Source organism: Paraburkholderia phytofirmans OLGA172 (assembly GCF_001634365.1).
In the GTDB taxonomy this organism is placed as follows: domain Bacteria; phylum Pseudomonadota; class Gammaproteobacteria; order Burkholderiales; family Burkholderiaceae; genus Paraburkholderia.
Window position 1 is genome coordinate 767,468 of the sequence record NZ_CP014579.1, and the last position, 18,456, is coordinate 785,923.

Here is an 18,456-nt window from a genome sequence, read left to right on the forward strand (position 1 = left end):
CTACGCAAGTATCGTCTATCTACGCCAAACATGTCGCGCCGGCACTCGTCACTGTTGAGAGTCGGAAGCTGGCCGGGCCGCTGATACAAATTTTTACAATCTCTCAAACGCACGCCCCTTGAGCCTTCCGGTCCCCGTCGGAAGACAACCGAAAGCAACCCTTCACAGGACTTTCCCATACCAATCCTTACCTTTCGTAGGGCACGGTCGTTCCCAATCAACATACGAGGCGAAGAATGGACAAGATCAGGAAGTGGGTTGGAGTCGGTGCAATATTCAGCGCGAGCGTGCTGGCGTTCGCGAGCATGGGCGCGACAGCGCAGGATCATGATGGCGATCACCACAACCAGCAGTACACACATATCTTGCTGATCAGTGTGGACGGGATGCATGAGGCCGATCTGGTCAATTACGTCAGGACACACCCGGGATCGACCTTCGCGAAGCTCGTCAAACATGGTGTCGAGTACACACATGCTTCGACCTCCAGGCCCTCGGACTCGTTTCCAGGGCTTCTGGCCTTTGCAACCGGCGGCAGCCCCCTTAGCCACGGCGTATTCTATGACGATACCTATGACGCTACCCTGTATCCCCCGGGCAGTAATTGCACCGGCACGCCCGGCACGGAAGTAAGCAACTTCGAAGCACTCGATTGGGATCTCACCAAGTTGGACGGCGGATCGCCGCCACCCGGCGCAACGTTCGATCCACGCAATCCTCACATCAATCCCGCGAACCTCGCGCTGCGCAAGACCGCCAGCGGCTGCGAGCAGGTCTGGCCGCATCTATACATGAAGCACCATACGAACACGATCTTCGAGATCATCCATGAGGCCGGTTTGCGCACCGCATGGTCGGATAAGCACCCGGCCTACGAGATCCTCAACGGGCCGTCGGGGTTGGGACTAGACGAACTCTACGCCCCCGAGATCAACTCGACCTCCCTACAAGCGAATGGCTATCCGAACGCGCCTGCGACTGCGGATTGGACCGCCGACCCGACCTATACCCGGACGTACGACGGCTTCAAGGTCAAGGTCGTCCTGAACTGGATCCACGGACTGGATCAGACCGGGACGAAGCAGGTCGGTGTGCCGGCGATCTTCGGCATGAACTTTCAGGCGGTCAGCGTCGGACAGAAGGTCACGGCGGCCATGGAAGGCACCACCACGACCCGTGGTGGCTATCTTGACGCAGCCGCGACCCCGACAGTGCCGTTGGAGCAATCGCTGGACTTTGTCGATGCCTCGCTGGGTCAGATGTACGATGCACTCAAAGCGGCCCATCTGCTGCAATCGACACTGTTCATCGTCGGCGCCAAGCATGGCCAGTCGCCGATCGACGTCACGAAGCTTCACATGCTTAGTGGTTCGAAAAACGCTTATGCGACCGCCGACGTGAGCGACCCCGCCACCCTGCTCACCAATGGCGGCGTAGCGGTCGCCCAGGAAACGGCCGACGACGTGTCGCTCTTATGGCTCAAAAACCACGGCGATAGGGATCAGGCAGTATCGATCCTCAGCGCTGACCAGGGGAGCGTCAATTCCACCCGCATCCAGACACTCTATGACGGCGCAACCTTGAAGTCGATCTGGGGCAATCCTGCGGAGGGCCGTGTTCCCGACATCATCATCCAGCCGATCCATGGGACGATTTACAGCGGGAGCGCGGCAAAGCTCGCCGAGCACGGCGGCCTTTCGGATGACGATACGAACACGCTGCTGGTGGTCTCCAATCCGAAGCTGGAAAAGAAGGAGGTCGATACGCCTGTGACGAACATGCAAGTGGCGCCGACCATTTTGAAAGCGCTCGGCCTCGACCCACACAAGCTCGTGGCCGTTCAGCGTGAAGGCACCCATAGCCTTCCGGGCCTCGAGGCCAATGGGGGCGACGATTCGGAGTAACGGCAGTGAAAGCGCCGGCAGTCACTTTTAGCTTCAGGCTGCCGGCGCAACTGTCTCTTCATGGCCGGCCACTACCTGACGACGCCAGCTTCAAACTGCCTCGGTTCACATCATGCTGCTGGCGGCGCTGCCAGTGCCGGCTGCAGGTGTGGACGTCGTTGTGAGCGGATGGGCGAGACCCGCCGCGGACAGCAGCGCGACGGCAACCGGATCGGGCATGCCATTGACGTCGATGGCGCCTGCTGTCGCCAGCGCGCCGAGATCGCTGTCGACCCCTGCTTGCCCGACGATAAACGGCGTCGTCAGAAACGCCGGAGCTGTCAGCGTGACTGCATAACGCTGCTGCAGATTCGTGACGACTGCCGATTGCGCAGCCAGTACATCGGTTTGATTTGCCAGCGCCCGCTGGAACTGTGAGTTGCTCGGGAAGCCCGCAATCAGACTGGTCTCGCTCGTGCCAAGTTGCGCAGCGAGGTAGACGAGCATCAGTTCGGTCTCGGGCGTCGTATTGGACGTGCCGTCGACAAATGCCAGCGAATGCAGGGTCGTGCCGCCGGAGGTCACGGTGAGGATGCAGGGAAGCGTGGCGTTGAACGTAATGCTGTAGTGTCCACCACCGTCTGTCAGGGTGGAGCCCGAACCCGACGCACAACTGAAGCTAACCATCGCGCTTGCGAGCGCCTTGCCGATGGCGGCCGTGCCGGATAGGGCGACGTTTGGCATCCCGTCTCCGCTGCCACAGCCGTCGAGGCCGAAGCAGCTGCTTCCGCTGCACGCGACGAGTGTTGCGAGCGAAGCCCCGCAAAATGCGGCCAGCACCGGACGAACGAAACGCGCATCGTGAGTGTTCATGGCCGCCTGCCGTTGATAGAAGGGGAGAAGGCGAGCCGCCCCACGCAAAGGGACTGGCGCTATTTTAAATTTTAGCGCCTTATGCCCGGAATCGTTTGTCGCATCAATGACATTCACCGCGTTATCCGCCACTGCGGTTATTCGCGATCGGTCGTTTCAGCGTTCTGCGAATCAGCCGATGCGCTGTACTACACCGACGGCAAAGGCAACGTGGCGATGCCGCCGGTAACGAGATCAAAAAACCGCATCCATCGCCGCCGCAGGGCCAGGTCAAAAGCAGGACTCAACCTCGCCGGCCCAGCTCGACGCGATCCGGAATACTCTTTCATCACCCGCGCTCCCGCCCGGCTTGAGCGTACCGCTGTCATTCATCGGCAAGGCTCTCCTGAGAGAGGCCTGCTGCCACGTGTGCGGCTTACAGATTCAACATTAATCGGTACCGTGATTGCCTCCGGACGTGGGGCGTAGCCGCTTTGCATGGCACAATTGTCCCGGGCTGCCGCTTCTCGCTAAACTTACGACCCGTTGTCATGCGTACCAACCAACTATCAGGCCGTGTCGCCACCGTAGCTGTCGTGTTGTCGCCAGCTCTAATGCTGTCAATTAGAGGGGGCACTGGCTATTGCTTTTTCGTTATTTTCGCGCTTGCTCTAGCCTATCTTGGCCAAGCCGAGCATCGGCGTCGCGCGGCGGCGCTGTTTCGCGAGCACCGGCTTTTCGTCCTGGGTCTGATCGGCATGCCGGCCGTCGTGCTGTTCCAGATAGCAGTTTTGCGAAGCGGCACGTTCCCAGCGCTCGATCCATTCCTGCGGCTGGCTCTCGTCGTCCCGAGTTTTTTCTATCTGGGGTCGCTGGCGTTCCGGCAACTCCGCCTTGTGCAATGGGGATTTGTGGCGGGCGCGCTGGGCGCCGGCACCTGGGCCATTTACGCGCACTTTCATCCAGCCGTCTGGGTCTTTCCCGATCGCCTCGGCAATTCGTTTACCAACCCGATCCCTTTCGGCGACACGGCATTGCTGCTCGGCTTCCTGTCGATTGTGTCGATTACGCGAGGCAGGCGTGCGCACGCAGCTGAGGTGGCGATCAAGATTGCGGCGTTTCTGCTCGGCGGATACGCATCATATTTATCGGGCTCGCGCGGCGGCTGGATTGCGGTGCCGTTGCTCGTATGGGCATCCGTCGGCGGCCGGCACTGGCTAGCCGGCAGGTGGGCACGCATTGCATTGGGCTGCGCGATCGTGGCGTTTTCCGTGGCACTCGCGTCGACCAGCATTGTCCGTCAGCGGGTCGACGCGATCGTGTCCGACGTCAAGGGGATACAGCAAGGCGACATCGATACTTCAGTTGGCCTGCGCCTTGAATTGTGGCGCGCGTCCGCGCTCCTGTACTCGCGGCATCCGGCGTTTGGCGTGGGGCGCGGCCGTCTGGAGGAAGCGCTGAACGCGCTCGCCCAGCGTGCCGAGGCGCCGCGAGCGATCGTCAACGCGGGCGCACATAGCGACTTCTTCTCGACGCTTTCCCAAATGGGAACTGTCGGTGTGGCCGCACTGCTGCTTCTGTACGTCGGGACCTTCACGCCGTTCTGGCGGAACCGGCTTAGTGCGGACGGCGAAATCGCTACCGCATCGTATCTGGGACTCGCCCTGGTTGGCAGTATGATCATCTTCGGATTGACGATCGACGCGTTGACGCTCGTGATGAGCGCAGCCTTTTTCGCGCTGAGTGTCGCAACACTGGCTGCGTGGATCGAGGCGCGAAAGCGCGAAATCGGCGAAGCGGACAACTCAAGTCCGCTGAAGCTGAAACGGCCTCCGCGAACGATTCTCGTGGCCTGCCCGCGTCGCATAGGCGATGTGTTGCTGGTGACGCCGCTTATCCGGTCGATGAAGACGCAATGGCCCGAGGCCGAGATCGATATGATCGTGTTTCGCGGCACGGAGGGGGTACTTGAGCACAATCCGGACCTGCGCCGAGTCATTACTTGCGCCCGGCGCGCCCCGCTGCGTGAGCGAATTGCCGACGCTGCGCGGATCTGGCGGCGTTACGATCTCGCCTGCGCAGCCATCGACTCCGATCGCGCACTCTTTTATACGTGGTTTGCCGGCCGCAAGCGGATCGGGCTCGTCAATGCCGATCGTGTGACGTGGTTCGCCCGCGCCATGCTTCACCGTATCGCGCTCGACCGGCAACTGCAGGCACACGTGGTGTCGAGCACCCTCGAACTCGCGCCGCTGGTGGGCGTGACGCCGCGCGGGGAGGTGGTCGCACCGGGCATCCGTCTCGATCCCGAGCGCAGAGCCCGGTTCGAGGCGCGCTTCAATGCGCCTCCCGGCGCGATGCCGGGGCAGCCAATGGTCGTGCTGCACGTGTGCCCCATGTACAGGTATAAACAATGGACCGTCGACGACTGGGCCGCAACGATCCGCTGGCTGCGTGCGCAGGGCTTTGCCGTCGCGCTGAGCGGAGGACCGGCGCAGGCCGAGCGCGAATATGCCGGGCAGGTGGTCGCGGCGGCTGGCGAGCTGGTCCTGAACCTTGTCGGTGAGCTGACGTTCGGCGAAACGGCGGAAATGATCCGGCGTGCGAATCTCTTCATTGGCCCCGATACGGGGACCACACATGTTGCTGCCGCATGCGGCACGTTGACGATCGCGCTGTTCGGCCCGACGGACCCAGTTCGGTGGGGGCCGTGGCCATGCAACTGGCCGGTGGGTGAACAACCATGGGCTCGACGCGGCTCAGGCCTGCGCGGCAACGTATACCTGTTGCAGGGGGAGGGCGAGTGCGTTCCGTGCCGGCAGGAAGGGTGCGGCGGCCATACGGAAAGCACAAGCGATTGCCTGACCGGCCTGCGGGCAAGCCGCGTGGTTGCTGTCGCTGCGCAACTGCTTGGTATACCCGCGCCGACACAGATTCAGATCGTCGACATCAGCCGATAGATACGCCACGTGGGCGTCGGCGTTCGGCAGGTCACACCTTGCGCAATGAACGCCGCCAGTTAGGCAGTCCGCGCTTGCACGTCGCCAGGGCAAACACGATCATGTACATACCGTGCCCTGGCTCTTCGGTACAACAGTTTCGGCGAACGTCACGCAATGCAGGGGCGCTGCGGTCGCGCGAAAATCGTTGCGTCCTGGTAACTCGTTCAATGAATCGAGTCCCAGGTGCTGGCGAGACTATGCGAATCCATCCAGTCGTACGACTCACTGCTGTGCGCCCACGCCCAGTTCCTGGCCGCCTCGCGTTTTTTTCCGACCGCCTGTGCGGCCTCTTCGGATCGCGAACCTTCGTCATGCTTATCGTTCATGCGCTCGCCGCGGCCGATGTTTATCGAGCTTGATGAGTCGTATTTCATTGAGCTTCCTGTTTGAGAGTGCTGTCAACACGCATCAATCCTGCTCCACCAGTTCGTCGCGCGTCAACGCGGCGAGAAGCTCGGCGAAGCGCTCAAGCGCCACGACGGAGCCGTGCACTGTGCGGTACTCCTGACGTCCAATCTTCGCGTCAAGAACCATCGTCATTCCCGATTTCCGAGCCAGATCAAGGATGTCCATCTGCTGCTCCACATCGTTGAATCATGCGATTCAGTTAGCACTCTGATGCGTGTGAACGGTTTGTCCACGCAATGCATTCTAAGCACTATGCGCTGGACATCAACGCAGCCACGATGAATTCACCGTTTTCAAAACAACAACAATAGAGACGGTAGCCGGATGCTGCGAGGTTCCATCCGCATGCCGAATGCGATGAAATACAAATCGTCGGAAGATTGGCCGCGAAGTTATCCGCGATTGCATCGGCCACGGTCATCGCTTTCTGACGGTGGCGATCAGTTGTGCCGTTCGCTGGCACTTTCGGTTTCAGTTCATTCCGAGAGTTCGCGCCGCAGCTGCGAGATATCGAGCGGCTTGCCGAGCAGCCGTGCGCCTGGGATGGTGTCGCCGATCTCGGCGCTCTCGCCGTAGCCCGACACCAGTAACACGCGGATGTCCGGCTGCTGACCTAGCACCGCGCGCGCCAGGTTGTCGCCGGACATGCCGGGCAAGATCAGGTCCGTAAACAGGACGTCGAAACGTTGCGCGGGCACGAGCCGCAGCGCTTCTTCGGCGCTCGCGACCGCGGTGCAGTCGAGCCCCAGCGTGCCGAGCAGGTCGCTGAGTGCGTCGCGCGAATCGGCGTCGTCTTCGACCAGCAGCACGCGAGCCGGCGTGCCGGGTTGGCGTGACAGCGGACTGGCCAGGGAATCCGCCAGCGCACTTGCCGGGGCGTTGGCGAGCAACGTTTCACCCGAAGAGGACGGCTCAGTCAGGCCTTCGCGCGGACCGGAAGCTTCGGATGCGCTGGCCGGATCGTAGACCGAGCGCGGCACGCAAGCGGCGATCTGCCCATCGTTCACGCTGGCGATTCCAGCGCGCAATACGCTGCGCACCTTGCGCGCGAGATCGTCGCGCCGGTATGGCTTGGAGAGCAGTGTGATGCCGGCATCGAGCTTGCCGTGATGGACGATCTCGTCGCGCGTATAGCCGGAGGTGAAGAGGGTCGGCACGGTGGGCGAGCGCGCCGCCGCACGCTGCGCCAGTTCCACGCTTTTCACCTGGCCGGGCATCACGACATCGGTAAACAGCAGATCAATTGGCACGTCGCTATCGATGAATTCGAGCGCCGCGTCGCCGCTGGATGCGGTCAGCACTTTATAGCCGAGTTGCGCGAGCATTTCGACGGCGGTCAGGCGCACATCCGCATCGTCTTCGACCACCAGAATTGTTTCGCCGCCGCCCACCGGCGCCGCGGTCTGATCGACGGTTTCGGCTGTTTCCGGCTCGCAGCAACGCGGGAAAAACAGCGAGACGGTGGTGCCGCGTCCCACTTCGCTGTCGATCACCGTATGGCCGCCGCTCTGCTTGACGAAGCCGAACACCATGCTCAAGCCCAGACCGGTGCCATGGCCGTCGGGCTTGGTCGTGAAGAACGGTTCAAACACGTGCTCCAGGATTTCGGGCTTCATGCCGGTGCCCGTGTCGGTCACCGAGAACACCACGTACTCGCCGGGCGAGAGCTCCGGCTTGCCACGGCAAAACGCGTGGTCCAGCACGCGGTTCGCCGCGCGGACAGTGAGCGTGCCATCCGCTTGCATTGCGTCGCGCGCATTGATCGCGAGATTGAGCAGTGCGTTTTCGAGTTGATTGCGATCGGCCTGCACATGCCAAAGGTCGTTGCTCAACACCGTTTCGATCTTGACGGTCTCGCCGAGCGCGCGGTGCAGCATCTCGCTCATGCCGGCGAGCAGGCGGCGCGGGTTCAACACGGTAGGCGAGAGAGGCTGGCGGCGCGCGAAGGCGAGCAGATGCGCGGCCAGTTTCGCGCCGCGTTTGACGGCATCGGTCGCGGCGGACAAGCGCCGCAGCGTGGCCGGACTGCCATTGGCATCGGCGGCGAGCATCTGCAGATTGCCGTTGATCACTTGCAGCACATTGTTGAAGTCGTGCGCGACGCCGCCTGTGAGGCTGCCGATCGCTTCCATCTTCTGGGCCTGGCGCAACTGCTCTTCGGCTAGCGCCCGTGCCGCGACCTCGTCGGCGACGCGTTGTTCGAGCGTTTCGGTCAGTTGGCGTAGCGATTGTTCGGCGATCTTGCGTTCGTGGATGTCGATCAGCACGCCGGGAAAGCGGGTCGGCTCCCCATGGTCGTCGAACTCGCACTGGCCGTTCGCCTGCACCCACATATAGTCGCCATCGGGGCGGCGAATCCGGTACTCGGCGCGAAACGGCTGGCCGGTGCGCATCGCTTCGACCGTCAAGCGGTCGTTGAGCGGCTGGTCGTCCGGATGGATCACTTGCGCCGTGGCATTGCGTTCGAGTCCTTTCGCGGCCTCTTCCAGCGGAAAGGAAAAGGTGCGCGCGAAACGTTCGTCACCGGTGACGATGCCGGTGCGCACGTCGAGCACCCATGTGCCGAGCACGGCGCCGGTATTGAGCGCGAGTTGCAGCCGTTCGTTGGTCTCGCGCAGTTCTGCCTCGGCATGTTGCCGCCAGCGTTCTGTCAGTACGCGCGTGGTGGTTTCGACGACCATCGCGAGTACGCCCGCGGGTGCGCCGCTGTCGTCGGCGACCGGGCTGTAGTAGAGGTCCATCCAGACGTCTTCAGGCTTGCCGTCGCGCAGCAGAACCAGTTCCTTGTCGCGATACGACAGGGTGCCCCCGGCAAGACATGTCGTCATCACGTGACGGTTGAAATCGGCGACCTCCGGCCAGCCGTGTTCGACCGGGCAGCCGAGCAGATACGGATGCCGTCCGCCCGCGAATATCGCGTAGGCGTCGTTGTAGATCATGTAGCCCGGTTTGCCCCATAGCAGCACGAGGGGCACAGGCGAGGCGAGCAGCATTTGAACGGTGGCGGTCAGACTGCGCTGCCAGTTTTCTATCGCGCCGAGGCTGGTCGCGGTCCAGTCGAATTCGCTGATGCGCCGGGCCATTTCCCCGTTCCAGCCGGGGCAGCCGTGGTCTTGTGCCGGAAATGGCATTGCTGCGCTCCACAGAGATCACGTCAATGAGTGTGTTCCCACTCTGCCGGCGCGCATGGCGCGCGTGGATGCTCAGCAGGAGGCGGGATGAATCTTCTGCCGTGCACCGCGGGGCGCGAAGCTAAGCTGCCGCGCGGCTGCAATAATTGTAGGCTACAACGCTTGGCCGGTGACCTGATCGAGGGTGCTTTACGGGTTTTGCCGAACGGATGCGCGATGAGGGGTTGGCAAGTTTTACCTCGGGGGCCTGGTGGGGCTATGAATGGCGGAAAGAAGGGCGTGTGTTGGTGGGGCTGATTGGTTCTATATGCTAAACATCACACGAAATGGGCTGTCGCCCGCCCCGCACAGGCCCGACGCTAATAGACCAATAAGAATTCAAGGAAAGGCCAATGAAGCCAGATCAAGGAAAGGCCAACGCCGTAGGCGTACAGACAGCAAGCCCCGAGCAGACAAAAAACCAAAGAGCGGCACCGCCATAAAACCACCCTCGATGCCGCCGCCAAAGGCAAAAAGAAATTAATTCGACAATGACAAATAAGGCGAACTGAGCGGTGTAGGCGGGAACGGCTGCAAGCCCGTCTGCTTGCTAAAGCTATACCGCACATAAACAGCTGCAAGCCACTCGCGATATTCATAAGCATTGCCGAGCGATGCAGTCGCCCCAAACGCCAACTGCGGTGCCAGTTGATACTCTCCCACTGCGCCAAGCGAATAGGAAACCCCGGTCTTGCTCTGCCCAGGATAAACCGCACCACTATCCACACCCGTGCCGATGAGTTTGGCTTCCCCCGCCGCGTCGCTCTGGCGGTTGGAGCCATCATTGAGCGGGAAGTAGTTCGACGCGTCCTGACGATAATGCTGCACGCCGATCGATCCCTTCACGTCGTAGGTAAACGCACCACTGCGCCCGGTCCATTCCACCGGCAAATTCAGGATCACATATTGCTGCGGGCTGAAATACCCGCCTTGACCATACGTGAAGTAAGACAGATTGTTGTTATAGCGCATCATCGTCGTGTTCACACCGATGGTCAGCGTCTGATCGGCATCTTTCAACAGGCGCGTGTAGACACCGCCGCCGCCCTTGACGGCGTCATTGCTCGCAACGTGATTGCCCTGGTAGTACTGGTACGCGGCATTCACATACAGACCGCTGGTGCCGTCATCCCATGCAAGGCTGCCAAGGCCGCCGTTGGAGGTGACGCCACCCCATTCAAGCCCTGAGCCCGAGTCACGCGCGCCAGCGTAGGACAGCAAACTGTCGGTCACCGCCCGGCGCGCAACAGCCAGCGAATAAGAAACCTTGTCGGTAATGCCGCCGCTGTATTGCAGGCCGGCCACGATGGTCTTCTCGGGGAAACCGAGCGGCGTCACACCGATATCGCCGCTAAAACCACGGCCCTCGTAGCCGAGCGACAACCCCACGCCGCTGGCAGTCTGGCTGCCGTAGATGTTGTTGCCAGCAACCGCCGCCGTCGCCGACGTGCTATTGGACAGCCCCGCGCCGAATCGCGCGAGCGTCGATACATTGCCCGAGGCGGTGCCCGCATCCAGCGTAACCGGGGTCGCCGTCACGACGATATGGCCGTTGCCGGCCTTGATACGCCCCTGAATGGGCGCTTCGATATCCGTCAGCGTCGACAGACCGTCTTCTCCCGAGCGGTTGCGGAACACAATCCCGCCCGACACGGTGCTCGACTGCTCGCGATTGACCTGCGCCAGTTCTTCGGCGACACCGAGCGTTTGCGTGTTGGCTACGTTCGGTTGCGCGTAGTTGCCGCCGTTGCCGTTCGCGCCGGGTTGTTGGGGGTAATACGCCTGCGCATAACCGGTCGGCGGCTGCGGGATGTACGGCTGCTGTTGCTGCGCGTAATAACCCGAGCCCTGGCTCGGATACGGCTGATAGGGCTGCTGACCATAGGCCTGCTGCGGCGGATACGGTTGGTAAGGCTGCTGCGCGTAACCTTGTTGTTGCTGCGGATAAGGCTGCTGGCCGTAATAGGGCTGTTGTTGCTGCTGCGGGTAGCCTTGTTGCTGCTGCGAATAGCCTTGCTGCTGCCCATGCGGCGCCTGCGCATAAGCTTGCGCGTTGCGGTTGCTGTTTGACGTGCCGGGCTTCTTGCTTGCCGAGTGTTTCGTGCTCGTGGCCGAACCCGTGTAACGCGGTTGTTGCGTCGAACCGGCATTAGCCTGCGCTTCACGTGCCGCAGGCGACATCGGCCACGGCGTGGTTGCATAGCCGTCGGGCACCTGCTGCTGGTATTGCACCTGTTGCGGATATCCACCTTGTTGCGGGTAGCCTGCCTGTTGAGGATAGCCGGCCTGCTGCGGATAACCGGATGGCTGCGGGTAACCGGCCTGTTGCGCGTAACCCGCCTGCTGCGGATACGCCGGGTTGTACTGCTGCTGCGGGTCCGGCTGCATTGGTGGCATCTGCGTTTGCATCTGCGCCTGGCCTTGACCCGGATACGGCTGCAACGGCGCGCCCGACTGGCTCGATCCGTTGCTCTCCTGGCCGTAGCCGCCCGTGTTGGCGCCGGGACGCGGCGCGTTATAAGGAACGGCGGTAGGCGCGGCGTTCGGCGCGGCATTGGGCAAATACGGCTGCGCAGGGGCCGTATAAGGCGCGACATAAGGCGCGGGCTGCGAGGGCGGCGGATAGTTCGGCACGGTCTGTGACGGCAAGGAGGACTGCGAGTACGGAAGCGATGCACGCGCGGCATTGAGGCCGCCGCCGGCAAACGCGGCGTTGTCGGCGTCGGTCGGCGAGATCGTTGCGGTTTTACCTTCGAAGGGATTGGTGCCGGGCAGCGGCGTCGCGCCGATCCTGCGCATCGCGGCTTCCCAGCCGCGCGGCACGTTGCTCGATGCATCGGCGCGCGGCGCGTTGGCCATCAGCGGCGTATTGGCCGCAACCAGCGAGCGTTGCAGATAAGTCGACGCGAGCGACAGCTTGCCTTCGGCGCGATACATGCGGCCGACCGTCGCCAGCACGCCCGGATCGCCAGGCGCCGCAGCGAGCGCCTGATCGGCGAGCGATTCGGCGTAGCTGAACTGTTTCGCACCGACCGCCGCAGGGATGGTCGCCTGCAGCAGGTTCAGGTCGTCGGGCTTGCGCTGCAGCGCGACGCGGTAACTGGCGAGTGCGTTACGGTCGTCGCCGGCGCTCGAATAGAGGCGGCCGAGGGCGGCTTGCAGATCGGGATTGTCGGGCATCGCCGCCAGCCACGGCGCGATCACGTCATAGGCGCTGGCAAGGTCGCCGCGCTGACGCACCGCGTCGCATTGCTTGATGACGATCCCCAGATTCAGATTGCCGAAATCCGTGCGCTGCTGCGGCGTCAATGGCATCGACGCGAGCCGCCGCATCACCATGCCGAGTTCGGCTTCCTGCTGCGTGGCGGACAGAATGCCCGCGTATTGCAGCAGCAAATCGGTGTTGCCGGGCGCCGCGTTCATCGCGCTGCGCACGAGGCTCAACGCGCGATTCGGGTCGCCGGCCTGCTGATACGCGGCGGCGATTACGCCGATCAGTTCGGGGCTGTTGCCGGCAACCGGTTCGGCCGCGTACAGCGTCGCCAGCGCTTGTTGCGACTGGCCGTTGCGCGCCATCCGCGTCGCGAGGTCGGCCTGCTGATGCACCCACAAACGGTGCTGCAAGGTCGTCATCGCGTCGGTGCGTTGCGCGGGCGGAATCCGGTCGAGTTGCGCGAGACCGGCTGCCCAGTCCTGCGTTTCCGCCGACAGCAACGCGCTCGCATACAACGCGTCGGTCATGTCGGGATGCGCGGCGAGCAGCCCGTCCATCATGCTGCGCGCATTCGCAACGGCGCCTTGGCGCACGTAAATGCGCGCGAGGTCCAGACGCAGCCAGGGATCGTCGGGGTCGTTCAGCAGCGCGTCTTCGAACAGGCTGCGCGCGCTGCCGAGATCGCCGCGCGCTTCGGCCGCGCGTGCCTGCGCGGCCTGCGCTTCGCCACGCAGACGGTTGATGCCGCCGGCCTTGGACTGTTGTTCGCCGTTCAGCTGATTGGCGAATTGCAGCGCTTCGTCGCCGCGGCCTTGCGCGGCGAGCGCGCCGACGAGGCCGCGAATCGCATCGGGATTGTCGGCCTGGCGGCGCAATGCCATCCGGTAGGCCTGCTCCGCGCCGACCGGGTCGCCGTTCGCCAGCAGCATTTCGCCGAGCAGCACCTGCGCGGTGACATCGGACGGATTTAGCGCGATCGCGCGTTCGAACAGCGACTTCGCCTTCGCGACCTCGCCATTGCTGCGCGCGCCGATCGCGTCGCTGGTATAGGTCCAGTAGGTCGCGCTATCGAGCGCGGTTTTCCAGCGCGCCGGATTGCCGCTGCGCGACGCGCGTTCCAGATAGTTGCGGGCTTCGGCAAAGCGTTCCTGCTTCAACGCGGCGATACCCATGCCGCCGAGCGCGTCGGTGTCGTTCGGACTGCTCGCGAGGACTGACGAAAACTTCGCGCGTGCCGTGCCGAGGTCGCCACGATCGAGCGCGGCGAAACCGTCGGCGATGGTGCGGCCGCGGGCGTCGACGGCGGCATTTTCCTGGGCGCGGTCGCGGGCCGCCTTGTCCTGCTGAACCATCGATTCGAAGCGCGCCTTGACCGCGGCGTCGTCGGGTGCACCTTGCAGATAGGCTTCGTACAGCGCGGCGTCGGAGGGCCGTGCGTCGAGCCATAACAACGCCTGGCGCCAGCTCTTCTTCGCCGACGCGCCGACCGTGCTGTCGCCGGCGAGCTTCTGCAGCCGCGCGATACCGTCGCGGCGCGTCACATCGCGATACGTCAGATGCTGTGCATAGGCGAGGGCGTAGCGCGGATCATCGGGGTTGTCGCGGGCAAGTTGTTCGAGGCCGCGGCGCGCCTGATCCCAGCCTTGGGGCGTGGCGGAGAGCGCCTGGTAATACTCGAGCTGCAGTTCGGGCGTGGCCGGTTTGCCATTCAACGCGCGCTGATACTGCTCCACCGCGCTCGCGCTCTGACCGCTTTGCGCAAGCCGCCGCGCGTCGTTGACAGTCTGGTCGCGCAGGCTCGATTCGCCGAGACGCCGGCCCAGTTCGTCCAGATTCGGATAGTTCGGCGCGACCGCTTTCAGACGCGCCAGATACTGCTGCGCGCCCGCGCCGTCCTTGCGGTCGGCGAGCACCATGCCCATGCCGTAGAGCGCATCGGGTTGATTCGGGTCGATGCGCAGCACTTTCTGCCACGCCTGTTCGGCGAGGTCGCCGCGGTGATGCGATTGCCAGTACTTGCCCTGATCGATCAGCACGCTCAGCGGATCTTTCGATGCCTGCGCCAATGCGTCGGGCGAGGCCGTCGCCACGCAGCAGACAGCCGTGAGGCTCAGCGCGAACCGCAATGAAAACGCGAGGGCGCTCAGTCGCATGCATTTCTCCAACTGGGCACCAGACGGCCGGCTTCGTCGAAACGATAGCGGCCGTCGATAAAACCGGTGCCGAACAAGCCCAGCACACGATCGTAGTAGACAGGGTCGCGGCCCGGCGCGCTGGTGTCGAGCACGGCGAGATGGGTCCGCGCGAGACCGAGGCCGCGCTCGTCGCCGAGCGCCTGGAAGTACGGCGCGAGCGCACCCCAGTAGCTCAACGGTCCTTCGCCGCTCGCCGAGCCGGTGGTCGACGCAACCTTCTCGGGCGGGATGCCGGTTTGCGCAACCTTCGCGCGCATGCCGCCGAGCGCCGCGAGCCAGGGTTTGGCGAGCGGATCGGCGGGCGAGGCGAGGCCGGCCCACAGATAGACGCGGATCGCGTCGTAGCTGCCGGTGTCGCCTTCTTTCGGATCGACCACGAACTGGCCGTTCTGCCACGCGGCCCAGTCGGGCGCGAAGCCTTGCGGCGCTGTGGTCCTGATCAGCTTGTAGGCGCTGTCGGCGAGCCTGGCCCACGGGCCGTTCGGCATGTCCCTGGCCAGCGCGCGCAGCACCGGCAAGGGCAGATAGCTCGGATTCAGGCGCGTCACGCCGCCATTCCTGAAGCCTTGCGGTCCGGGCAGCAGCATCGGGCCGACGCCGGGCAGCGTGGTCATTTCCTGGCGAGCGATTTGTGCGGCGAGCGCCTGACCGAGTTGCGTATAACTTGCCTCATGCCAGAGGCGGCCGGCTTGCAGCAGATCGTAGGCGATCCACAGATCGGAGTCGGATGCGGAATTCTGATCGAGCACGCCGAACGAGCCGTCCGGTTTCTTGCCCCACAGCCACGACGGCAGCCGCACGTTTTGCGCGTCGAACTGATTGCCCGCGAGATTGGTGCGGGTCCAGTTGAGCAAGCGGTCGAAGGTCGCGCGGTCGTTCGCGGCCAGCGCGAAGAACAGGCCGTACGATTGGCCTTCCGAGGTGGTTTTCAGCTGTGCCGAGGAGTAATCGATCACGCGGCCATCGGCCTGCACGAAGTGTTCGACGAACGTGCGGTAGGCCGGCCAGTCGGAGTTGCATGGACCGGCCTGGCCGGGCGCCGGGGTGGTCTGCGCCACCTTGGCGATACTGGCCGAACTCGTGGTCGCTGCAAGCGCGAGGCCAACGCCAAGCCCCAAGGCGAGTGTCATAGAGATCTTGTTGATTCGAACCGGCATATCAGTCCTATCAGTCCCTCAGGCGGCGCGCGGCGATCGAACGCAGCGTCCGGTAGAACAGGCCCGCGATGATCAGCGCGGCGAGCACGCCGCCCAGCATCAGCAACAGCGGATGCGACGACAGCGCCCAGCGCAGATACTCCTGCGGCGACAAATGGCCGACATAGTACGCTTCGCCGTTCGACGTGATGGTGACGGTGCGGCCGTGGATCACGGCCATCGCGCCTTGAATTCCCTGCAGCACGTCGGCGTCGAGCAGGGCGGCGGACAGATCGGCATCCGACTGGCCGGCCGCGCTCACCAGCGCGACGGCGCTGCGGTTCTTGTGCAGCGGCGATTCGAAACCGGTCAGGAGCGCATCGCCGTTCGAACTCACGAGCGTCAGATCGGCGCGCGCTGGCGAGCGTTCGACACCGCGCTCGCCATGCCACCAGTCCTCGAGCTTGAAGACCACGTCCGAGAGCGCGAAAGTGCGCGAATCGCCGTCGCTGGAGAACGGCATCGATTTGGCCCAGCGCTGCAGCAGCGGTTGCTTGCCCGGCGCGCCGAAAATCAGCAGGTCCTTGTCGGCGTACTTGTCGACGTCGTCGGCCGTGCCGACGGTGACGCCATTCACCGGGTAACCCGTCGATGCGCCCATGCGGCCCATGGTCATCAGGTACAGGCTGTAGTCGCTCGAATCGGCCTCGTCCGGCAGGATCACGGCGGTCTCGGAGAGGTCGGCCATCCGCGTGAAGGGGAAGCCGCTGTTGGCGAAGGCGGCCAGATCGGGCAGCGCCATGTAATGCGGGAACGACGACAGGTCGATGGTCGAGTTCGGATCGATTGCCCCGACTACGTTATCCAGCAGACGGCCGTGGCATTCGCCGGTGTTCGGAATGTCGTAGAAGAAATGCAGACGCACTTGCGCGCGCGGCGTCAGCAGCAGCGGCGGAATATGGAGCGTGCGACTCGCTTCGGCGGTCCTGTCCGGCAACACGCGCGCGAAGTAATGGCTCAACTCGAACACCGAGGCCGACTCGGCTGGAATCGGCAAAGCCTGCACGAAGCCGTCATTGACGCTGACATTCAGCGACGAACGGTCCCGCAGCGGACGCACCGTATAGCGGTAGCGCAGATCGATCGGCGCGCCCTTGGTATGCCACATGAACAGATCGGGCGGGACGCGCAGATTCACGCGGACGGCGTCGGCGTCGTAGCCGGACACGGTCAGGTCGCGCGGATCGGCGAGTTCGCCGAAACGCACCGGACGGTTGGTGGGCAGCCAGTTCGGCGCGTCGTACGGCGCGCGCGGCGCGAGTTCGTTCAACTGGGTGATCGTCGCGCTCGGGCCGCTCAGCGTGTTCTGGCCGATGCCGAGTGCCTTGGCGGCGGTTTTCAGTTCGGCTTCGGTGCGGCCGAGCACGAGCAGCAGCTTGCCGCGTGCCGGCGCTTCGCGATCCACCACGGCGATCGTCGGGCCGGAGATCGCCGGAATCGTCACGCCGGCCGGGCGCTGGTCGTCGGTCGCGAACACCACCGCGTTGCCCGACAGCGGCGCGTGATCCAGTTGCGCCGGAAACACCGCGCCACGATAGCCGGCGAGCGCGCCGAACCATGACGCGACGATGCCGCCCGCTTCGAGCGTAGCGGCGCCGGGTTTTTGCGGGAACACGAACGGCAGCTCGAGACGGCGCACGTCGCGGCGGTCGAAGAACGGCTGCGGCAATGCCGCCAGGTCCGGCTTGCTGGCGAGCGACGCATAGGTCAGATCGAGCGAACTGGCGTTGCTGACAGTGGCCCACAGCGACGAATTCGCCGGGTCTTCGCAGCTCGTCGTGTAATGGCCGATCAACTGCACGTTCAGGTGGTTGAATTCGGTGATGAAACGCGGATCGATCGAGACGTCGCGCGCCACCAGCATGCCGGCCTGTTCGTGCGGCACGGGCAGCGTCGCGGCGACTTCGCCGTTCACCAGCACTTTCAGCTGGGAAATATTCGCGAGCAGCGCGGGCGAGTAGCTATAGACCAGATGCAGGACCGCGCCGGTCACCACTTCGTCGCCGCGCACGGAGAAGGCGACGCCGTTCTGGCCGTCGGTGCCGCGCAGTTGCAGCGGATCGTGCGCGCCCAGGTCGGCGAAGGTGAGCGTCTGGCGGCGGCCGCCCGGCACCAGCGTGCCCGGTTCGGCGGTGGTGGGCGTTCTGATACCCAGAGCTTTCACCGACGACGCGGCGAGCGCCGGCGTGGGCGTGGCCAACTGCGCTTGCGCGAGCGTGTTCGGATCGTAAGGGATGGCCGCGCTCGGCGCGGGCACACTGCCCGCGCCAACGGCGACGCGCGCAGCCGGCGCGTCCTGGGTCACTGCCGCCTGGCCGGCTTGCGGCGCACTCGCGCCGCCGATGGCCGCCGCGGCCACTTCAGCCGCCGAAGCCAGCGGCGCCGCCAACGCGGTCTGCAACGCGAGCCAGCAGGCAAGCCCGCGCATCAACCGCTGCGAGCGGGGGCGTCCAGACAGACGTGCCTTCGGTTCCATCACACTGCGCTCGTGATTCGAGCGTTCGACGTTTGACTTCGCCATCCTGTTGCCCATAGA

9 protein-coding genes and 1 pseudogene are annotated in these 18,456 nt (G+C 63.9%); 3 read left to right on the forward strand and 7 right to left on the reverse strand.

Going from position 1 to position 18,456, the window contains the following annotated elements:
- Positions 1-236: 236 nt before the first annotated feature.
- Complete coding sequence (locus AYM40_RS23710; protein ID WP_063498668.1) at positions 237-1,904, forward strand: alkaline phosphatase family protein; 1,668 nt, start codon at positions 237-239, stop codon at positions 1,902-1,904.
- 105 nt (positions 1,905-2,009) lie between these two features.
- Here the strand turns inward: AYM40_RS23710 and AYM40_RS23715 are convergent, their stop codons facing one another.
- Positions 2,010-2,756: a hypothetical protein gene (locus tag AYM40_RS23715; protein ID WP_063498669.1), complete on the reverse strand. Its 747-nt coding sequence runs from the start codon at positions 2,754-2,756 to the stop codon at positions 2,010-2,012.
- 737 nt (positions 2,757-3,493) lie between these two features.
- Between AYM40_RS23715 and AYM40_RS42630 the strand changes: the two are divergent.
- Positions 3,494-4,294: pseudogene (locus AYM40_RS42630) on the forward strand (O-antigen ligase family protein); the annotation flags it as partial.
- 255 nt (positions 4,295-4,549) lie between these two features.
- Positions 4,550-5,695: a glycosyltransferase family 9 protein gene (locus AYM40_RS42635; protein WP_063500651.1), complete on the forward strand. Its 1,146-nt coding sequence runs from the start codon at positions 4,550-4,552 to the stop codon at positions 5,693-5,695.
- 206 nt (positions 5,696-5,901) lie between these two features.
- Here AYM40_RS42635 and AYM40_RS23725 read toward each other — a convergent pair whose 3' ends face one another.
- The 6 genes from AYM40_RS23725 to bcsB all read right to left on the reverse strand — a co-directional run bounded on the left by AYM40_RS23725 (position 5,902) and on the right by bcsB (position 18,453).
- Positions 5,902-6,063: a hypothetical protein gene (locus AYM40_RS23725; protein ID WP_236721065.1), complete on the reverse strand. Its 162-nt coding sequence runs from the start codon at positions 6,061-6,063 to the stop codon at positions 5,902-5,904.
- A gap of 82 nt (positions 6,064-6,145) precedes the next feature.
- Positions 6,146-6,310, reverse strand: a complete 165-nt coding sequence (locus AYM40_RS41975) for a hypothetical protein (RefSeq protein ID WP_181448458.1) — start codon at positions 6,308-6,310, stop codon at positions 6,146-6,148.
- Positions 6,311-6,621: 311 nt separating this feature from the next.
- On the reverse strand, positions 6,622-9,276 hold the full coding sequence (locus AYM40_RS23735) for a response regulator (RefSeq protein WP_063498672.1): 2,655 nt from the start codon (positions 9,274-9,276) through the stop codon (positions 6,622-6,624).
- A 519-nt stretch (positions 9,277-9,795) separates the two neighbouring features.
- Positions 9,796-14,682 carry a cellulose synthase subunit BcsC-related outer membrane protein gene (locus AYM40_RS23740; protein ID WP_063498673.1) on the reverse strand — a complete coding sequence of 1,629 codons (4,887 nt, stop codon included), beginning with the start codon at positions 14,680-14,682 and terminating at the stop codon, positions 9,796-9,798.
- A complete protein-coding gene (bcsZ, locus tag AYM40_RS23745; RefSeq protein ID WP_063498674.1) occupies positions 14,673-15,881 on the reverse strand; it encodes a cellulose synthase complex periplasmic endoglucanase BcsZ in 1,209 nt (402 codons plus the stop codon). The genes AYM40_RS23740 and bcsZ overlap by 10 nt, the downstream gene beginning before the upstream one ends.
- Positions 15,882-15,891: 10 nt before the next feature.
- Positions 15,892-18,453 carry a cellulose biosynthesis cyclic di-GMP-binding regulatory protein BcsB gene (gene bcsB, locus AYM40_RS23750; RefSeq protein ID WP_063498675.1) on the reverse strand — a complete coding sequence of 854 codons (2,562 nt, stop codon included), beginning with the start codon at positions 18,451-18,453 and terminating at the stop codon, positions 15,892-15,894.
- Between the last annotated feature and the right edge of the window lie 3 nt (positions 18,454-18,456).

What these genes read in the sequence shown, in the direction of transcription:
- AYM40_RS23735 (WP_063498672.1), bottom strand. Translation starts at nt 9,276, where the DNA reads ATGCCATTTCCGGCACAAGACCACGGCTGCCCCGGCTGGAACGGGGAA.
- AYM40_RS23740 (WP_063498673.1), bottom strand. Translation starts at nt 14,682, where the DNA reads ATGCGACTGAGCGCCCTCGCGTTTTCATTGCGGTTCGCGCTGAGCCTC.
- bcsZ (WP_063498674.1), bottom strand. Translation starts at nt 15,881, where the DNA reads ATGCCGGTTCGAATCAACAAGATCTCTATGACACTCGCCTTGGGGCTT.
- AYM40_RS41975 (WP_181448458.1), bottom strand. Translation starts at nt 6,310, where the DNA reads ATGGACATCCTTGATCTGGCTCGGAAATCGGGAATGACGATGGTTCTT.
- bcsB (WP_063498675.1), bottom strand. Translation starts at nt 18,453, where the DNA reads ATGGGCAACAGGATGGCGAAGTCAAACGTCGAACGCTCGAATCACGAG.
- AYM40_RS23715 (WP_063498669.1), bottom strand. Translation starts at nt 2,756, where the DNA reads ATGAACACTCACGATGCGCGTTTCGTTCGTCCGGTGCTGGCCGCATTT.
- AYM40_RS23725 (WP_236721065.1), bottom strand. Translation starts at nt 6,063, where the DNA reads ATGAACGATAAGCATGACGAAGGTTCGCGATCCGAAGAGGCCGCACAG.
- AYM40_RS23710 (WP_063498668.1), top strand. Translation starts at nt 237, where the DNA reads ATGGACAAGATCAGGAAGTGGGTTGGAGTCGGTGCAATATTCAGCGCG.